Annotated in this window: 18 protein-coding genes; 3 read left to right on the top strand and 15 right to left on the bottom strand. The window is 71.6% G+C overall.

The genetic code is table 11. The features are described from left to right. Positions 1-76: 76 nt before the first annotated feature. The 4 genes from Drose_RS08450 to Drose_RS08435 all read right to left on the bottom strand — a co-directional run bounded on the left by Drose_RS08450 (position 77) and on the right by Drose_RS08435 (position 5,314). A complete protein-coding gene (locus tag Drose_RS08450; protein WP_260727615.1) occupies positions 77-1,396 on the bottom strand; it encodes a M16 family metallopeptidase in 1,320 nt (439 codons plus the stop codon). A 3-nt stretch (positions 1,397-1,399) separates the two neighbouring features. Next, on the bottom strand, positions 1,400-3,796 hold the full coding sequence (locus Drose_RS08445) for a polyribonucleotide nucleotidyltransferase (RefSeq protein ID WP_260727614.1): 2,397 nt from the start codon (positions 3,794-3,796) through the stop codon (positions 1,400-1,402). Between the two features lie 202 nt (positions 3,797-3,998). Next, entirely contained in the window at positions 3,999-4,268 is a 270-nt protein-coding gene (rpsO, locus tag Drose_RS08440; protein ID WP_260727613.1) for a 30S ribosomal protein S15, read from the bottom strand. A 113-nt stretch (positions 4,269-4,381) separates the two neighbouring features. Beyond that, positions 4,382-5,314 carry a bifunctional riboflavin kinase/FAD synthetase gene (locus Drose_RS08435; protein WP_260727612.1) on the bottom strand — a complete coding sequence of 311 codons (933 nt, stop codon included), beginning with the start codon at positions 5,312-5,314 and terminating at the stop codon, positions 4,382-4,384. Positions 5,315-5,510: 196 nt separating this feature from the next. On the opposite strand from Drose_RS08435, the gene Drose_RS08430 reads away from it, so the two are divergent. Then, positions 5,511-5,681 carry a hypothetical protein gene (locus Drose_RS08430; protein ID WP_260727611.1) on the top strand — a complete coding sequence of 57 codons (171 nt, stop codon included), beginning with the start codon at positions 5,511-5,513 and terminating at the stop codon, positions 5,679-5,681. Here Drose_RS08430 and truB read toward each other — a convergent pair whose 3' ends face one another. From truB to rimP, 11 genes are all read right to left on the bottom strand, one after another. Continuing rightward, entirely contained in the window at positions 5,682-6,515 is an 834-nt protein-coding gene (truB, locus tag Drose_RS08425) for a tRNA pseudouridine(55) synthase TruB (protein ID WP_260729654.1), read from the bottom strand. A gap of 126 nt (positions 6,516-6,641) precedes the next feature. Further along, positions 6,642-7,931, bottom strand: a complete 1,290-nt coding sequence (locus Drose_RS08420; protein ID WP_260729653.1) for an MATE family efflux transporter — start codon at positions 7,929-7,931, stop codon at positions 6,642-6,644. A gap of 663 nt (positions 7,932-8,594) precedes the next feature. Further along, entirely contained in the window at positions 8,595-8,813 is a 219-nt protein-coding gene (locus tag Drose_RS08415) for a DUF6186 family protein (protein WP_260727610.1), read from the bottom strand. Continuing rightward, positions 8,810-9,211, bottom strand: a complete 402-nt coding sequence (locus tag Drose_RS08410) for a hypothetical protein (RefSeq protein WP_260727609.1) — start codon at positions 9,209-9,211, stop codon at positions 8,810-8,812. The genes Drose_RS08415 and Drose_RS08410 overlap by 4 nt, the downstream gene beginning before the upstream one ends. Positions 9,212-9,277: 66 nt before the next feature. Continuing rightward, on the bottom strand, positions 9,278-10,318 hold the full coding sequence (locus tag Drose_RS08405) for a DHH family phosphoesterase (protein ID WP_390891419.1): 1,041 nt from the start codon (positions 10,316-10,318) through the stop codon (positions 9,278-9,280). A gap of 278 nt (positions 10,319-10,596) precedes the next feature. Continuing rightward, positions 10,597-11,079, bottom strand: coding sequence for a 30S ribosome-binding factor RbfA (gene rbfA, locus Drose_RS08400; protein ID WP_260727607.1), 483 nt, complete (start codon positions 11,077-11,079; stop codon positions 10,597-10,599). 123 nt (positions 11,080-11,202) lie between these two features. Beyond that, complete coding sequence (locus Drose_RS08395; RefSeq protein WP_260727606.1) at positions 11,203-11,499, bottom strand: DUF503 domain-containing protein; 297 nt, start codon at positions 11,497-11,499, stop codon at positions 11,203-11,205. 678 nt (positions 11,500-12,177) lie between these two features. Continuing rightward, entirely contained in the window at positions 12,178-15,204 is a 3,027-nt protein-coding gene (infB, locus tag Drose_RS08390; RefSeq protein WP_260727605.1) for a translation initiation factor IF-2, read from the bottom strand. A gap of 159 nt (positions 15,205-15,363) precedes the next feature. Beyond that, positions 15,364-15,702: a YlxR family protein gene (locus Drose_RS08385; protein ID WP_260729652.1), complete on the bottom strand. Its 339-nt coding sequence runs from the start codon at positions 15,700-15,702 to the stop codon at positions 15,364-15,366. Positions 15,703-15,737: 35 nt separating this feature from the next. Further along, positions 15,738-16,772 carry a transcription termination factor NusA gene (gene nusA, locus Drose_RS08380; protein ID WP_260727604.1) on the bottom strand — a complete coding sequence of 345 codons (1,035 nt, stop codon included), beginning with the start codon at positions 16,770-16,772 and terminating at the stop codon, positions 15,738-15,740. Continuing rightward, positions 16,769-17,380: a ribosome maturation factor RimP gene (gene rimP / locus Drose_RS08375; RefSeq protein ID WP_390891341.1), complete on the bottom strand. Its 612-nt coding sequence runs from the start codon at positions 17,378-17,380 to the stop codon at positions 16,769-16,771. The genes nusA and rimP overlap by 4 nt, the downstream gene beginning before the upstream one ends. Before the next feature lie 113 nt (positions 17,381-17,493). Between rimP and Drose_RS08370 the strand changes: the two genes are divergently transcribed. Both Drose_RS08370 and Drose_RS08365 read left to right on the top strand, forming a co-directional pair. Continuing rightward, positions 17,494-17,976, top strand: a complete 483-nt coding sequence (locus tag Drose_RS08370; RefSeq protein WP_260727602.1) for a hypothetical protein — start codon at positions 17,494-17,496, stop codon at positions 17,974-17,976. After that, positions 17,973-18,398: a ferritin-like domain-containing protein gene (locus Drose_RS08365; protein WP_260727601.1), complete on the top strand. Its 426-nt coding sequence runs from the start codon at positions 17,973-17,975 to the stop codon at positions 18,396-18,398. The genes Drose_RS08370 and Drose_RS08365 overlap by 4 nt, the downstream gene beginning before the upstream one ends. The last annotated feature ends 119 nt before the right edge of the window (positions 18,399-18,517 follow it).

Below are 18,517 nucleotides of genomic sequence, written 5' to 3'. Positions count from 1 at the left end.
GCGCCCAGCACGCCGACCCGGATCGGCTCAACCTCATCGCTCACGCGGCACAACCTATCCCACGCCCACGAACCCGCTAGCCGAGTGCCCCGGCGAGGTCCTGACCGTCGAACTCGCCGATCACGGCCAGTGACATGGGCCGCGCCAGCAGGTCCGCCGCCACCTGCCGGACCATCTCTGGGGTGACCTCGTCGACCCGGCGCAGGATCTCGTCGACCGACAGCAGTTCGTCGTACAGCAGCTCACCCTTGCCCAGGCGGCTCATCCGGGAGCCGGTGTCCTCGAGACCGAGGACCACGGCGCCCTTGAGCATGCCTTTGCCCCGCTCGACCTCGGCGTCGGTGACGCCGGCGGCGGCGACGCGGGCGAGCTCTTCCCGGGTGATGTCGAGGACCTCCTCGACCTTGCCCGGCGCGCAACCGGCGTAGACGCCGAAGAGACCGGTGTCGCTGTACTGCGAGGTGAAGGAGTAGACCGAGTAGGCGAGGCCGCGCTGCTCGCGGATCTGCTGGAACAGCCGGCTGGACATGCCGCCGCCGAGCACGTTGTTGAGCGCGCCGACGGCCCAGCGGTTGTCGTGCTGGCGCGGATAGCCCAGGCAGCCGAGCACGAGGTGCGCCTGCTCGGTGTCTTTGGTGCGCACCACGACCTGGCCGAAGCGGGACGGCACCCGGGTCGTGCGGGCACGGCGCGCCATCGGGTCCGCCGGGTCGGACAGCCCGGCCCGGTCGAAGGCGGCGCGCACGTCCCTGACGACCTTGGCGTGGTCGAGGTTGCCGGCCGCGGCCACGACCATCGCGGAGGGCAGGTATCGCCGGTGGTAGAAGCCGTCGATCTGCTTGCGGCTCAGGGCGGAGATACTGGCGACGGTGCCGGAGATCTGCCGGCCGAGCGGGTGTTGGCCGTAGACGGCCTCGGTGAAGACGTCGTGGACCTCGTCACCCGGCTCGTCGTCGTGCATGGCGATCTCTTCGAGGATCACGCCGCGCTCGGTCTCGACGTCGGCCTCGGCCAGCACCGACTCGGTCACCAGGTCGCACACCACGTCGATCGCCAGGGGCAGGTCGGCGTCGAGCACACGCGCGTAGTAGCACGTGTACTCCTTGGCGGTGAACGCGTTGGTCTCGCCGCCGACGGCCTCGATCTGCGCGGAGATGTCCAGCGCCGAGCGCCGTTTGGTGCCCTTGAAGAGCAGGTGCTCCAGGAAGTGCGAGACGCCCGACAGTGCGGGCGTCTCGTCCCGCGAACCGATGCCGACCCAGACGCCGAACGACACGCTGCGCATCGCCGGAATGGATTCGGTCAGGATGCGCAGCCCGTTGGGCAGCACGGTACGCCGTACCGTGCCGCCCAACGGGTCGTCAGCCAACGTCTGGGTCAGCGCCCGGCTCGCCATGGGTTAGCTGTGCCGGTTCCGCCGACGACGGAACTCGCCGCCCTCGCCGCCCTCGCCGCCCTCTTCCGGCGACGACCCTTCCTCCGACGAGGAGGGCGCCGAGGAGGACTGACGCGGGCCCCGGTCGCCCCGGTCACGGCCGCGGGGACCGCGGTCGCCCCGGTCGCGGGCCGGCGGGCGCTCGCCACCCTCGGACGGCGCGGGCGTGGCCGGCGCCTCACCCTCGGCGAGCACCTTGTCCAGGTAGATCTTGCCGCGGTTGTCGATGTCCGCGATCTGGACCTCGACCTTGTCGCCGACGTTGAGGAAGTCCTCGACCTTCTCGACGCGCTTGCCGTTGCCCACCTTGGAGATGTGCAGCAGGCCGTCGCGGCCCGGCAGCAGCGAGATGAACGCGCCGAACGCGGCCGTCTTCACCACCGTGCCGAGGAACTTGTCGCCGACCTTCGGCATCGTCGGGTTGGCGATCGCGTTGATCCGCTCCACGGCGGCATCGGCCGACGGGCCGTCGGTCGCGCCGACGTAGATCGTGCCGTCGTCCTCGATGCTGATCTCGGCGCCGGTCTCGTCCTGGATCGCGTTGATGGTCTGGCCCTTGGGGCCGATGACCATGCCGATCTTGTCGACCGGGATGCGGACCGTGGTGACACGCGGTGCGTACTGGCTCATGCCGGCCGGCGACTCGATCGCCTCGGCCATCACGTCGAGGATGACGTGGCGCGCGTCGTGGGCCTGCTGCAGGGCGCCGGCCAGCACGTCCGACGGGATGCCGTCGAGCTTGGTGTCCAACTGCAGCGCGGTCACGAAGTCACGCGTGCCGGCGACCTTGAAGTCCATGTCGCCGAACGCGTCCTCCGCGCCCAGGATGTCGGTCAGCGTCACGAACTGCGTCTTGCCGTCGACCTCGTCCGAGATCAGGCCCATCGCGATGCCGGCGACCGGCGCCTTGAGCGGCACACCGGCGGACAGCAGCGCCATGGTCGAGGCGCAGACCGAGCCCATGCTGGTCGAGCCGTTGGAGCCGAGGGCCTCGGACACCTGACGGATCGCGTAGGGGAACTCCTCACGTGCCGGCAGCACCGGGATCAGGGCCCGCTCGGCAAGCGCGCCGTGGCCGATCTCGCGCCGCTTCGGCGCGCCCACCCGGCCGGTCTCACCGGTCGAATACGGCGGGAAGTTGTAGTTGTGCATGTAGCGCTTGGACTTCTCCGGCGCCAGCGTGTCGAGCGTCTGCTCCATGCGCAGCATGTTCAGGGTGGTGACGCCGAGGATCTGCGTCTCGCCCCGCTCGAACAGCGCCGAACCGTGGACGCGTGGCAGCACCTGCACCTCGGCGGTCAGCGGCCGGATGTCGCGCGGGCCGCGGCCGTCGATGCGGACCTGGTCGCGCAGGACCCGCGCCCGGACCTCGTTCTTGGTCAGCGACCGCAGGGCGGCGCCGATCTCCTTCTCGCGCCCCTCGAAGTCGGCGGCGAGCCGCTGGAAGGCGGCCTCCTTGATCCGGTCGAGGGCCTCCTCGCGCTCCGCCTTCGAGGCGATCCGCAGGGCCTCGGAGACCTCGTCCTTCACCGCGGCGGCGACGGCCTCGTAGGCGTCCGGTTGGTAGTCGAGGAAGACCGGGAACTCCTGCACCGGCTTGGCGGCGACGGCCGCCAGCTCGGACTGGGCCCGGCACAGCTCGCGGATGGCGGGCTTGGACGCCTCCAGGCCGCTGGCGACGACCTCCTCGGTCGGCGCCGTGGCGCCGGCGGCGACGAGGCCCACGGTGTGCTCCGTGGCCTCGGCCTCCACCATCATGATCGCGACATCGCCGTCGGGCAGGGCCCGGCCGGCGACGACCATGTCGAAGGTGGCGCGGCCGAGCTCCTCGACCGTCGGGAACGCCACCCATTGCCCGTCGACGTGGGCCATGCGGGTGGCGCCGATCGGGCCGGAGAACGGCAGGCCGGACAGCTTGGTCGACAGCGACGCGGCGTTGATCGCGACGACGTCGTACGGGTGGGCCGGGTCCAGCGCGAGCACCGTCTCGACGACCTGCACCTCGTTGCGCAGGCCCTTGACGAAGCTCGGCCGGAGCGGCCGGTCGATGAGACGGCAGGTGAGGACCGCGTCCTCACTGGGCCGGCCCTCGCGGCGGAAGAACGAGCCGGGGATGCGACCGGCCGCGTACATGCGCTCTTCGACGTCGACCGTCAGCGGGAAGAAGTCGAACTGTTCCTTCGGCTGCTTGCCGGCCGTGGTGGCCGACAGCACGACGGTCTCACCGAGCCGGGCGAGGGCCGAGCCCGCCGCCTGACGCGCCAGACGACCCGTGGAGAACGTGATCTCCCGGGTGCCGAACGAGCCGTTGTCGATGATCGCAGTGCTGGTGTGAGTACCGAGAGTGCTCTGCTCGGTCATGGTGTTCCAATACTCCTTCAGGTCGTGGTTCGCCCTGGCGGAGCTGTCTGCGGCCGGTCTTCGATCGAAGCTCACGGGTCGCTATCCCGGAAGCCACTACCGGAGACCGGTGCGCCGACTCGCTCGGCGGGCTCTCCATTTCAGTGTGTCATTACCGGACGGGGGAGCGGCGAATGTCGCCACTCCCCCGTCCGATGGGTAGCTATCGGCGCAATCCGAGCCGCTCGATCAGCGATCGGTAGCGGTTGATGTCGCTGCGCTGCAGGTAGTTGAGCAGGCGGCGGCGACGGCCGACCAGCAGCAGCAGGCCGCGCCGGCTGTGGTGGTCGTGCTTGTGCTGCTTGAGGTGTTCGGTCAGATCCGCGATCCGCTTCGTCAGCATCGCGACCTGGACCTCGGGCGAACCGGTGTCACCCTCGACCGTCGCGTACTTCGTGATGATCTCGGTCTTCTGCGCAGAATCGAGCGCCATGTTCTCCCTTAATGCTGGGTCTGCGGAAACGGTGCAAGGTCGCGGCACCCGCGGCGTCGTGCAGGCAGCCTGACCCCCGCCGGTCACCCGGCGTCAATCCAAGGCTAACAGACCTATCTGCCGAGCACCTGTCTGGTCTGCGCGACGTCCTCGTCGATCTGCGCGATCAAGGGCTCCACCCCGGTGTATGTGCGCTGCTCACGCAGCCGATCCACGAAGTCGAGACTCACCCGTTCGCCGTACAGGTCGCCCTCGAAGTCCAGCACGAACGCCTCGACCCGGCGCTCCTTGCCGGCGAAGGTCGGATTGGTGCCGATCGACACGGCCGTCGGCAGCGCCACCCCGTCCCGGTCACGGATCAGCCACGCCGCGTAGATGCCGTCGGCGGGCACCGCGGCGTTGGGCGGGGTGAGGAGGTTGGCGGTCGGGAAGCCCAGCTCGCGACCGCGCTGATCGCCACGGATCACCACGCCCTCCAGCCGATGCGGCCGACCGAGCGCGCGGGCCGCCGCCACGACGTCACCCGCGTCGACGCAGGAGCGGATGTACGTCGAGGAGAACACCGTGCCCTCGTCCGCGACGAGCTGCGCTCCCTCGACCCCGAACCCGAAGGTCCGCCCGAGCCGGCGCAGCAGCTCGACGTCCCCGGCCGCCTTGTGGCCGAACCGGAAGTTCTCCCCCACCACGATCAGCGCCGTGTGGAGGTGCTCCACCAGCGCGTCGTGGACGAACGCCTCGGGCGACAGTCGCGAATACTCCACCGTGAAGGGGATCACGCACAGCACGTCGACGCCGAGCGCCTCGATCAGCTCGGCCTTGCGCGAGGGCTCCGTGAGGACCGCCGGGTGCGAACCCGGGCGGACCACCTCCGCCGGATGCGGGTCGAACGTCAGCACGACCGACCGCACACCCAACTCCCCGGCCCGCTTCACCGCGTGCCCGATGATCTGCTGATGTCCCCGGTGGACGCCGTCGAAGACACCGATCGTGGCGACCGCCCGTCCCCATCCCCCGGGCGCCGCTTGTGTTCCCCGCCACCGCTGCATGCCACCGAGCCTAGCGCCGGGGCAGGATGCCGACATGGCGGACGTCTCCCCGGTGTCGTTCGACATGGACGGGCACCGGTCGACGCCGACGTCGCGGGCGTCGTGGCGACCCGCGGCGCGCTGAACGGGCTGGTGACGATCTCGGAGATCGAGTGCGCCGAGCCACACCCGGAGGGCCACCCTCACGGCGGCGGCCATGCTGACCGTCGAGGATGCTCCGGCAGGTGTACCGGCGGGCAAGGCGGCCGGCAGCCACGTCGCGGACCTGCGGACGGTGCCGGGTGCCGACTTCACCGTGGAGCGGCTGGCCGGCCTCCACGCCCGCGCGACCCGTGCCGGCACCGGCCCGCGCCCGCACACCCGGTAGCTACGGCACCAGCACGATCTCCGGCCGCGCCTTGCCACCGCGCTCGCTCACGATGGCGAGCACCGTGCCGTCGGGAGCGAACACCGCATACGGTCCCTCGATGCCGGCCGGGGCGAGCGGACCGCCGTGCGACAGTGTCTTCGCCTCGTCCGGGGTCGCGTCCCGCCGGGCGAAGCAGCGGTCGGCGGCCGCCGGCAGCGGCAGCGTCACCGGGTCGTCCCGCTCGGCCAACTCGTCGAGCGTCGCCGCCTCGGCGAGGGTGAACGCGCCGACCGCGGTGCGCCGCAGTGCGGTCAGGTGGCCGCCGACGCCGAGCGCGGCACCGAGGTCGCGGGCCAGCGCCCGGATGTAGGTGCCCGACGAGCAGGCCACGTCGACGTCGACGTCGACCACCTCGCCCTCGCGGCGGATGCCCAGCACGTCGAGGCGGGACACGGTGACCGGGCGCGCCTCGAGCGCGACCTCCGCACCGGCGCGCACCCGGTGGTACGACCGCACACCGTCGACCTTGATCGCCGACACCGCGCTCGGCACCTGGAGGATCTCGCCCCGCAGCGGCGCCAGCCCGGCGTGCAGGTCGCCGTCGGTGAGCCCGCTGGCATCCATTGTGGACACAACGTCACCCTCGGCGTCGTCGGTGACGGTGGCCTGGCCGAGGCGGATCGTCGCGCGGTACTCCTTCGTGCTGCCGATGACATACGTGAGCAGGCGGGTCGCCTTCTCCACACCGATGATCAGCACGCCGGTGGCCATCGGGTCGAGCGTGCCGCCGTGCCCGACCCGTCGCGTCCGTGCCAGCCGGCGCATCCGGGACACCACGTCGTGCGAGGTCATCCCGCCCGGCTTGTCCACGACCACGAGCCCGCTCCGTGCCGGCGCCTTCTTCGCCACTGCCTTGTCCACCACAGCCGAAAGCCTAGTGACCGCGCCGGACCGGACGGGCGCGCCCTGGCCGACCGGTCATCCGCGATCCGCACCCGCCACCGCCCAGGCGTCGCCGGACAGCCGGAACAGCAGACCGGCCAGCCGGAGCGCGATGAACAACGTCAACGCGGCCCAGACCCCGCGGAGGCCGAAATCCAGCAGATAGGCCAGCCAGATGCCGGGCAGGAAGCCGCCCAGGGCGGAGATCAGCGTGAGATTGCGAAGGTACCGGACGTCGCCCGCGCCGAGGAACACCCCGTCGAGCGCGAAGACCACGCCGGCCGCGGGCATCATGGCGACGAAGAACCACCAGGCGAGCCGCGCCTGGCCGTACACCTCCTCATCGGCACCGAACCACGGGCGGACGACGAGGAGGGCCGCGGCCACGACCACCGCGAACCCGATCCCCGAGACCAGTCCGGCGAGGCTGATCCGGCGGGCCAGGTGCTTGGCCTCGGCGACCCGTTCGCCGCCGAGCGCCGCGCCGACCAGGGACTGCGCCGCGATGGCGACGGCGTCGAGCGCCAGGGCGGTGAAGAAGAACATCTGAACGGCGATCTGGTGCGCAGCGAGCGCGGCCTCGCCGAAACGGGCGGCGACCGCCGACGCGGACAGGAAGCAGGCCTGGAACGCGGCGCCGCGCAGCAGCAGATCACGGCCGAGCACGAGCTGACGGCCGATGACGGCGGGCCGGGGCGCCAGCGGCACCTTCTCGGTGACCAGGGCGCGCACGAACAGCAGGCCGACGAGCGTCTGCGCGGTGACGTTGGCGACCGCCGAGCCGACGAGGCCGAGCCCGGCCGGGTACACGAGGATCGGGCAGAGGACCGCGGACAGGGCGTTGGCGCCGAGCACGAAGTAGAGCGGGCGGCGGGTGTCCTGGACGCCGCGCATCCAGCCGTTGCCGGCCGTGCCGAGCATCAGCCCGGGCGCGCCGAGGGCCGCGACACGCAGCCAGGTCTCGGCGTTGTCGGCGACCGCGCCCGCACCACCGGCGAGCGCCCTGGCCAGCGGGCCCGCGATCAGCTCGAGCACGAGCAGGATGGTCGTCCCGCCGGCGAGCGCCAGCCAGGTGGCCTGCACGCCCTCCTCGACGGCGGCGGCGCGCTGACCGGCGCCGAACCTGCGGGCGGCGCGGCCGGTGGTGCCGTAGGCGAGGACGGTGCCGAGCCAGACGGCGAGCGACATCACCGAGCCGCCGATGGCGAGGGCGGCGAGCTGCGTGCGGCCGAGATGGCCGACCACCGCCGTGTCCACCAGCACGTAGAGCGGCTCGGCGGCGAGCACCACGAGCGCGGGGACGGCGAGGGCGACGACCCTCCTCATCGTGGCGGGGTTGGCCGCGGTCGGGGTCACCGCCCCAGAGTAAGGATGGTAGCCCGGTTCGGCTACTTACCAATCCCGGTCGGCACAATCTTCGGGAAGCCCTGACGTCACGACGGGCGTCCGGGCTTCCCGAAGATTGTGTCGCGCGCGGGTGTCAGCCCCGGCGATCCATCGACATCTGCACGGCCGCACGGGCACGCTCGCGGGTGTCGGCGGTCGGCTCCTGGGGCTTCGGCTGCGGTTTGGGCTGCTCAGGCATGATCGCGGTCTCCTTGGTGCGCTGCGGGCGGGGCCCGGAGCCTCGCGGCACAGAGTTGACGAGTTGTGTGTCGACGGATGCGCCGGGATCACCGGCACCCGCGCGAACGCACGCGGAGGAGACCGACGCGGGTGGTGTCGGCCTGACATGTGATGTGGTGCGCACGTGATCCTCGCTTCCGGCGGCTGCTGCATGGGCCGTTCACCCCACCACCGGGATCCGCTGTCAGAAGCGGTCGCCCCGGGGCGGGCAGCGAAGAATTCGTACGTTGCGCATAGCGACTAAGTTATCGTTCAGGTCCACGATGTGCGACGCCATCCCGATATTTGGGAGGCCAAACCCCGAGGTCAACGCGGAAGTGGCACCCGGCCACGCCCTCCGCGCGGACAACCCCGGCGGGCTGTTCAACGCGCCAGGAAGTGCCAGCCGAGCCACCACCAGAAGCCGAACATCGCGATCCGGCCCACCGGTAGCGGGCCGACCCGGTATCGCATGACGACCCCGCACACCTCGCCGAGCGTCGGCACCTTCGACCCCTCACGGCGGGCGAGGAACTCCACCGCACCGAACAGCCCCAGCGCGACCGCGAACGTCGCGGCGATGAGCACCTGCCCCGCGGTCATCGGCGAATCATCGCCCAGAAGGCCCACAGCCAGCCGAAGTAGGCGGCGGCGCGGGCGAGATAGTGCTCCAGCAGGGGGTCAGCGAGTCTGGAGAGCGTGGGATAGGCCCGGGAACCGATCAGGAATGTGATGCCTTCGACGACCGCGAAGAGCAGCAGCGGCACCAGCCACCAGGCCGCCGAGCGGGGAAGCCGGACCGGCGTCGGGCGCCTCGGCACGGCCGCCGACATGCCGAGCCAGAACAGCGCGCCGCCGACACCCAGCACGAGCAGGTTGGCGCGGAGCGAGAAGGACGGCAACGCCCCACCCACCAGCGAGATCAGGGCGAACACGGGTGTGAGCACAACCGGGCGGGCCCAGGCCCGGTCGACCTCCGCTACCAGCTCGGGTCGGTCCATCCATCGATTGTCGCCGCACCAACTGCCGCCCGGCCAGCGGTAATCGCCCGGATATTGGCCCGGAGTTCACCCTGATGCCCGCAGGCGGTCGCGGATCGACGCGATGATGCCGGCGACGCTGCCGCGGGCGCTGAACCCCGCCGCGAACCGGTGCCCTCCCCCGCCGAGCTCCACGGCCACGCGACTCACGTCCACGCCGCCCTTGCTGCGCAGGGAGACCGACCACTCGTCCGGCCGCACCGGCTTGACGACACACGCGACGTCGGCCTCTTCCACGCACCGCACGGCGTCGATCAGCGCCTCGACCGCTGCGGGTGGTTGACCGTGCTCGGCGAGGTCGTCGAGTGTCAGGTACGTCCAGGCGAGCCCGAGCCCACCGGCGCCGTCCCGCTCGAATGCCGTGCGCGCCAGCGCGACGCCGAACAGCCGCACGGCGCCCACCGGTCGCGTGTCGAACAGCCGCCGCGACACGTCCCCCACGGGGATCCCGGTCGCGATGAGCCGCGCCGCGAACTCGTGGACGGCGGGCGTGGTCGAGGCGAACTTGAACGACCCGGTGTCGGTGGCCAGGGCGACGTAGAGGCATTCGGCGATCTGCGCATCGAGTGGCACGGCCAGCCGGCGCAACAACCCCTCGGCCAGCACCGACGTGGCGGCGGCGCCGGGATCGACCAGGTTGATGCCGCCGAAGCCGGGGTTGGACGCATGGTGGTCGACCACGATCCCGACCGGCGTCGTGCGCAGCCGCCCGGCGAGCTCCCCGAGCCGCTCGATGCTCGCCGCGTCGAAGACGATCATCGCGTCGGGCGCCGGGTCGGCAGCTCCGGCCGGCACCAGCAGCTCGACCCCGGGCAGCCGGTCGAACGGCGGCGGCAGCTCCAGCGGGCCGGGGAACGTCGCCTCCAGCCGCGAGATGCCGAGCTCGCCGGTGATGTACCGCAGCCCGAGCCCGACCCCGAGCATGCTGCCGAGCGCGTCGCCGTCGGGGTTGACGTGGCAGGCCAGCAGCACACTGGCACCGGCCGGGAGGCTCCGCAGCGCCCGCACTGCGGCGTCCCACTCCTCCCGCGCGGGCCGTTCCCGCGCGGGAGCGGCCTCGACCGACACGGCTCCGACACCCACCCGCACCACACCGAGTGCCCCGGGGCCCGTGTCGGACGGCCCGTCGCCCGGCCCCGCCCGGTCACCGTCGCCCATGGCGGCGTTCCCCGTGCCGGATTTCGCGACGCGTGCTTCCCCAGCGTCGGATTTCACCACGTCAGGTTTTACAACCTCGGGTTTCACAACCTCGGGTTTCACGACGCCTGGTTTCACAACGCCGGGTTTCGTCGCGCCGGCCGGCAGGCCGGTGCCCGCGCCCGGCACGGTGCCGGGCGCGAGCCCGGTCACCGCCGGTCCTGGCCGACGACCACCTCGTCGTCGGCGCCGTCGGACTCCAGGTCGTCCTGGTCGTCCTCCAGCTTGTACGGCTGGGGGTCACCCGCGTATCGGGCGCCCGCGGCGAGCCGCTGCACCTCGGCGTCGGCGCTGCGGGCGCTGGCCAGCAACTCGTCGATGTGCTTGGCGTGGTCGGACACGTCGTCGTGCACGAACGTCAGGCTGGGTGAGTGCCGCAGCCCGAGCGCCTTTCCCACGGTCGAGCGCAGCAGGCCCTTGGCGCTCTCCAGAGCGGCCGCGGTGCCGGCCTGTGCCGCCGCGTCACCGAGCACCGTGTAGAACACCGTCGCTTCGCGCAGATCAGCCGTGATCCGCGCGTCGGTGATCGTGATCATGCCCAGCCGGGGGTCCTTGATCTGCGTCCGCACCACCGATGCGACAAGTTCCCGCACACGCTCCGCGTGCCGCCGCACCTTCGCCGGATCCGTCATCTCGAACACCTCCGCAGCCAAACGATCCGCCGGTCGGTCGCCGACCGCCCCGGATCTGGAGATCTGACCAACGCTCTGACAGTACCCGCGACCCGCCCACAGGGCCGCGTTCGGAACGCAGGATTACTCGTCGTCGTCACCGTGCAGCCGACGGCGCACGGAGAGCAACTCCACCTCGGGCCGGCCCGCGACCGCCCGCTCGCAACTGTCCAGCACCTCCCGCACGTGCCCGGCCTCGGCCGCGACGACGGCGACCCCGATCTCGGTCCGTCCGTGCAGGTCAAGGGCCCCCACCTCGGCGACGGACACCTCGAACTTGCGCAGATGGGCCACCAGGGGCCGCACATACGACCGCTTGGCCTTCAGGGAGCGCGAATCATCGGGAAGAAGAAGGTCGAAGACCGCGGTTCCGGTATACACGGCGCAGCATCTTATCCGGCGGACGGCTGAACCGTCTCCCGGTATTCCACGCAAGGGGCCGCGAGCGGCCTCAGGAGACCAGCAGCGGAGGCCTCTCCGGCAGCGGTGCCCGCCGCGGGCACCGGACCACGGTGCCGCTGGTGGCCGGCGCCGCCACCACGACCGGGACAGCATGTCCCGCCGCGCACCTCGATCGACCAAGGCCGCGAAGTTGAGCCGTTCGGTCGTCTGTCCACCCCGGTATTGCGCTACTGGATGATGCCGCACAGTCGTGCGGCTGGTGTCTGCCGCTCATGATCGCTGCTGGACCCGGGCGGCGCGTTCCGTGCCGGGCGACCCCATCATGGGAAAGATGCGGCTGCCCCGATAGCCAGATCTTTCCCATGATCATGGAGTCGCCCGGCCTGGCGGCGGGATTGCGCCGGAACGCGGGCCGGCCGGCACACCTCGGCGGCGACGCCTCCGAGCCCAGCGCCCGAATTGTCAGCCTGGTCCGGGTGACAAGAGGCCGTTGGGCTTAACTTCGCGGCCTTGCTCGATCGACCGCCACGAAAGACTCATGACCCGGCCGACGGCACGCCCGTCACATCGCCGAGTCGACCGTCCCGGCGTGCCGAAGACGGCACATGCGAAGGGGCCGCGGGATGACCCACGGCCCCTTCGAGCACCTCGAGGTGATCAGCTACGCGCCTTCTCGCGCAGCTCCCACGTCTCGATGACGTCGCCGACCTGGATGTCGTTGTAGGTGCCGAGCGTGATACCGCACTCGAACCCTTCGCGGACCTCGGTCGCGTCGTCCTTGAACCGCCGCAGACCGGCGATCGACAGGCTGTCCGACACGACGGCGCCGTCGCGGATGAGGCGCGCCTTGCTGTTGCGCCGGATGAGGCCGGTACGGACGATGCAGCCGGCGATGTTGCCGAAGCGCGACGAGCGGAAGACCTCGCGGATCTCCGCCGAGCCGAGCTCGACCTCCTCGTAGATCGGCTTGAGCATGCCCTTGAGCGCGGTCTCGATCTCCTCGATGGCCTGGTAGATGACGGTGTAGTACCGGATCTCCACGCCCTCGCGGTCGGCCTGCTCCCGGGTGCGCCCCTCGGCCCGCACGTTGAACCCGATGATGATCGCGTCCGACGCGCTGGCCAGGTTGACGTCGTCCTGGGTGACGGCACCGACACCCCGGTGGATGATGCGTAGCTGGACCTCGTCCGAAACCACGATCTTGACCAGAGCGTCCTCGAGCGCCTCGACCGAGCCCGAACCGTCGCCCTTGAGGATGAGGTTGAGCGTGGTCTTCTCGCCCTCCTTGAGCTGCTCGAAGAGCGTCTCGAGGGTGACCCGGCCGGTGCGCGAGGCCATCTCGGCCGCGCGGCGACGGGCCTGCCGCTGCTCGGCGATCTGCCGTGCGGTGCGGTCGTCGTCGGCGGCGAGGAACGTGTCGCCGGCGCCGGGCACCGAGGTCAGACCGAGCACCAGGACCGGGCGGGCCGGACCGGCGTGCGGCACGGGCTTGCCGTTCTCGTCGAGCATCGCGCGGACGCGACCATACGCCCGGCCGGCGACGATCGAGTCACCGACGTTGAGCGTGCCCTTCTCGACGAGCACCGTCGCGACCGGACCACGACCGCGGTCGAGGTGCGACTCGATCGCGATGCCCTGCGCCGGCCCGTCGATGGGCGCCCGCAGGTCGAGGGCGGCGTCCGCGGTCAGCAGCACCGCCTCGAGGAGCCCTTCGATGTTGATGCGGCTCTTCGCGGAGATGTCGACGAACATGGTCTCGCCGCCGTAATCCTCGGCGACCAGCCCATACTGCGTCAGCTCCTGGCGCACCTTGCCCGGGTTGGCCTCAGGCTTGTCGATCTTGTTGACCGCGACCACGATCGGCACGTCGGCCGCCCGGGCGTGGTTCAACGCCTCGATCGTCTGGGGCATGACACCGTCGTCGGCCGCGACCACCAGGACCACGATGTCCGTGGCCTGGGCACCACGGGCACGCATGGCGGTGAACGCCTCGTGACCCGGGGTGTCGATGAACGTGATCGCGCGGTCTTCGCCCTCGTGCTCGACGTGCACCTGGTAGGCACCGATGTGCTGGGTGATACCACCCGCCTCGCCCGCGGCGACGTTCGTCTGCCGGATCGCGTCCAGCAGCTTCGTCTTGCCGTGGTCGACGTGACCCATGACGGTCACGACCGGCGGCCGCGTGACGAGGCGCTCCTCGTCGACGTCGGCGTCGAGGTCGATGTCGAAGCGGGCCAGCAGCTCGCGGTCCTCGTCCTCGGGGCTGACGATCTGCACGTCGAAGCCGAGGTGCTCACCGAGCAACTGCAGCGTCTCGTTGGTGCACGACTGGGTGGCCGTCACCATCTCGCCCAGGTTGAACATCTCCTGGACGAGCGAGCCCGGGTTGGCGTTGATCCGGTCGGCGAAGTCCGACAGCGACGCACCCTGCGGGAGGCGGATCGTCTGACCCTGACCCCGTGGGGCGCCCGAGCCCATGGTGGGCGCGGAGAGGTTGTCGAACTCTTGTCTGCGCTGCTTCTTCGACTTGCGGCCACGGGTCGGGCGACCGCCCGGACGCCCGAAGGCGCCCGCGGCACCGCCGCCACGGCCACGACCACCGCCGCCACCACCGGGACGACCGGCACCTCCCGCACCCGCGGGAGCGCCGCCGCCGCCACCGCCGGGACCGCCGCGGAAACCTCCGCCGCCGCCACCACCGGGACCGCCGCGGAAACCTCCGCCGCCGCCACCACCGGGACCGCCGCGGAAGCCACCGCCACCGCCGCCGCCACCGGGACCGCCGGGACGACCGGCACCGCCACCGGGACCGCCGCGGAAGCCGCCACCGCCGCCGGGACGACCGGGACGGTCACCACCGGCGCCACCGGGGCGACCCGGGCGCTGGCTCGGCATCTGCGACGGGTTCGGCCGGGGGCCGCCCATCGAGGCGGGGTTGGGCCGCGGCGGCATCGAGGACGGGTTGGGCCGCGGGATGTTGCCCGGTGTCGCGGGACGCGGGGTCGCGCCACCGGAGACACCGAACGGGTTGTTGCCCGGCGACCGGCCCGGCGGGCGATTGCCACCGGGGCGTGGGCCTTGGCCGGGACGCGGTGCGCCCGGGGCCGGCGCGGCACCGGGCGGCGCCGGCACCGGACCCGGACGGGGTCCCGGCGCCGGGGCGCCACCGCCGGACGGCGGCGTGTCACGCCGGGTGTTCTCACGCTGACGGGCCTGCTGGGCGGCCTTCATCGCCGCTTCCTGCTCAGCCTTCAGCGCGGCGGCGCGCTGCTCGGCTGCGGCCACCTCGATGTCGTGTGCGCTTGTGGGCTTGACCGCCGGCGGGGTCGGGCGCGGCGGTCCGGGAACGGGGCCTCGTCCACCGCCCTGACCGCCGCCCGCCTGGGGCTGCGGCCGCTTCGGCGGCGCGAACGGCTTGGCTGCCGGGCTGACCGGCGTCGGACGCGGTGCCGTCGGAACGGGCGCGGCCGATGGGGCCGACGATGCCGGCGCAGGAGGGATGGACGGTGCCGAGCCGGCACCTCCGGACTCGAAGCTCGCACGCAGCCGGCGCGCCACAGGCGCCTCGACCGTGCTGGATGCGGACTTCACGTACTCGCCAAGCTCCTGCAGCTTCGCGAGCACGGTCTTGCTTTCGACCCCGAGCTCTTTCGCCAGCTCGTGTACGCGGGCCTTGCCTGCCACTACACTCCTCATCTCGAGGCCGGGCGGCAAAGTCCGCACCGACCTCACTCGTGCACTTGAAGCCTGGTCATCTCAGGGACTTCATCGTGTGCTCATGTCCGTCGTCCTACCTTGCGTGTCCGGGTGAGAGCGTCGCGCTCCCACCATCGGCGGTTCCGATCACCGCGATTGCTCCGGCTCCGTCACCGTCACCCCGCCGGAGGCCGCCATCGAGGACGGCGCCGCCGCGGCGACGGCTTCGGCAAGCGAACCGGTGTCGAGGACCCCGGTCACGCGCAGAGCCCGCCCGAAGGCGCGCCGACGCTCCGCTAGCGCGAGGCAAGCCGGATCAGGATGCAGGTGCGCTCCCCGACCCGGCCGTCTGCGGGCCGGATCGGGAACAGCCCTGAACTGGTCAAGGCCGGACTCGATCGCGACAACACGCAGCAACTCGGAGGATGACGCACGCTTCCGACAACCCACACAGGTGCGAACCGGCGCAGCCGGAATCGCGGGCATGCCAGCCGGGGGCGTGCGACGTACCGCCAAGAAGTCTACCCTGCACTTTCGGCTCGCGCCGCGCCCGGTCCGGTGACGTGATCGACGTTGCCATCCGGCGCATTGTCCGGTCGAATGTCGATCCGCCATCCGGTGAGCCGCGCCGCGAGCCGCGCGTTCTGGCCCTCACGGCCGATGGCCAGGGAAAGCTGGAAGTCGGGGACGGTCACCCGGGCCGCTCGGTTCGCCGCGTCGACGACCTCGACGTTGAGCGCTTTTGCGGGAGAAAGGGCATTTCCGACGAACTGCGCCGGGTCCTCGGACCAGTCGATAATGTCGATCTTCTCACCGTGCAACTCGCTCATGACCGCCCGGACCCGCTGGCCCATCGGCCCGATGCAGGCACCCTTGGCGTTCACACCCGGCACCGTCGAACGGACCGCGATCTTGGTCCGGTGTCCGGCCTCCCGAGCGATGGCCGCGATCTCGACCGTGCCGTCGGCGATCTCCGGCACCTCCAGTGCGAACAGGCGCTTCACCAGGTTGGGATGGGACCGGGACAGGGTGACCTGGGGTCCGCGGAAGCCTTTTGCCACGTGGACGACGATGGCCTTGATCCGCTGGCCGTGCTCGTAGCGCTCGCCCGGGACCTGCTCGGCGGCCGGCAGTATGCCCTCGATCTTGCCGAGGTCGATGGTGACGATGCCCTTCTCGGTCCGTGCCTCGTGTGCCTGGATGACACCCGTCACCAGGTCACCGTCCCGGCCGACATACTCCCCGAAGTGCGCCTCGTCGGTCGCCTCACGCAGCCGCTGCAGGATGACCTGCTTGGCGGTCATCGCGGCGATCCGCCCGAAGTCGTGCGGGGTGTCGTCGTACTCCCGGACGATCGTGCCGTCGTCGTCGAGGTCCTGGGCCAGCACCGAAGCCGCGCCCGTGCGCCGGTCGATCTCGACCCGGGCGTGCGCGTTGGCACCCTCGGTGTGCCGGTAGGCCGTCAGCAGGGCCGTCTCGATCGCCGCGAGGATGGTCTCGAACGGGATCTCCCGTTCGCGCTCCAGCGCGCGGAGGGCCGCAAGGTCGATGTTCACTCCCCGTCCTCCTCTTCCTCATCCTCATCCTCGTCGACGTCGGGCAGGTCCGGCAGCTCAGCGAGGCGCTTGAGCTCCACCTGGACCCGCCCGGGCCCGAGGGCACCATAGGCAACGGTCTGTGCGGTGCCGTTGACGTCCAGCGTGACGCCGTCGTCGTCCGCGGCGACCACCCGTCCGGTCACCTCTTGGCCATCCACCCGGACTCTCACCAGCCGGGTCCGGTTGCGCCGCCAGTGCCGCGGCTCGGTCAGCGGCCGGGCGACACCCGGCGAACCGACCTCCAGCTCGTACTCCCCCGCGATCAGCTCAGCACCGTCCGCCTCCGCCTTGTCGAGGGCGGCGGAGACCGCGCGCGACAGGTCGGCGACCGCGTCGAGGTCCACCCCGTTGTCGCTGTCGACGGCGATCCGCAGCAGGTGCCGGCGGCCCACCCGGCTGACCGACAGGTCCTCGAGGTCGTAGCCGGTGGCGGTGACCACGGGCTCGACCACCGCTAGCAGGCGCTGACGATGCTGAGCCACGGTCGACACCTTCCCTATAGGGCCCGGTTCCCGGGCAAACGCCGTCACGCCGCCAGCGTCGATACGCGCGGGCGGCTCAGCCATGAGCGTAACGCGATGTGCCGCGGGGCGTCCCGGCGGCGCTCCAAACCCGGTCCGGTCGGTGCGTAGGGTCTGTGAGTCTGGTGCACCGGAAGAGGCCGGGATGGTGTTGACTAATGCGCGTGTCCATCCCACGCAGAACCGTCCTCGCCGGCGGCGCCGCGCTCATGACGGCCCTTGCCGCGGGATGCGACACCGCCGCGCGACAGACCGCGGAGTGGCACCCGGCCCCCGACGCCCTGCTGCCCCTGCTCCGGGGCACGGTCGCCCTGCGGGACCGCTACGGCGAGGCGCTGTCCGCCTTTCCGGGCCTGCGGGACCGGCTCGGGCCGCTGAAGGACGACCACGACCAGCACGTCATCGCGCTCGCCCGGGAGGTCGGGCTCAACGAGTCCGGGCCGTTCCCGCAGGGCAGCGCGGCGCCGAGTGCGGACGCGCCGCCGGCCGAGCAGGGTGCGGCGCTCACCGAACTGGTCAACCTGGAGAAGCGGGCCCGCGCGGACGCCGAGAACGCGTGCCTGTCCGCCCCGTCGTACCGTGCGGCACTGCTCGGGTCGATCGCCGCCTGCCGCGCCGGCCACATCGAGGCCCTGACATGACCCCGTCCGACGAGCGGCTCGTCGCCGCGCTCCAGGCCGAGCACGCCGCCATCTACGGCTACGGGACGGTCGGCCCGAAGCTCGACGGCGCCGTCAGCCTGGCCCGCACCGCCGAGGCCGCGCACCGGACGCGTCGCGACGCACTGATCGTCCGGCTCGCCGGCGCCGGGGTCACGCCGCCGCCCGCCGCGCCGGCCTACTCGCTGCCGTTCCCGGTCACCGATCGGGCGTCGGCGCTGAAGCTGGCGGTGCTGATCGAGGAGCGCACCGGCGCGCAATGGCGGCTCGCGTTGCCGGTCACCACCGGTGAGGTGCGGAAACTGTCGCTGGACGCCCTCGTGGACTGCGCCGCCCGGGCTGTCGTGTTTCGCCGGGCCGCCGGGGTCACGCCGATGTCCGTACCGTTCCCGGGGAAGCTCTGACCCGGGGGAAATCCCGGCTCTCCCGAAACCGTGCCACAGCTACGGCACAGCCCCCCATGGGCCGGGCCGCTCCGCGATGATCGATGCATCACGCCACGAGCGTCCGAAACGAGAGGAGC

The sequence above is a fragment of the Dactylosporangium roseum genome, from assembly GCF_025264685.1.
Taxonomy (GTDB): domain Bacteria; phylum Actinomycetota; class Actinomycetes; order Mycobacteriales; family Micromonosporaceae; genus Dactylosporangium; species Dactylosporangium roseum.
The sequence above is the reverse complement of the archived record's forward strand: the minus strand, read 5'-3'. Positions and strand labels throughout refer to the sequence as shown.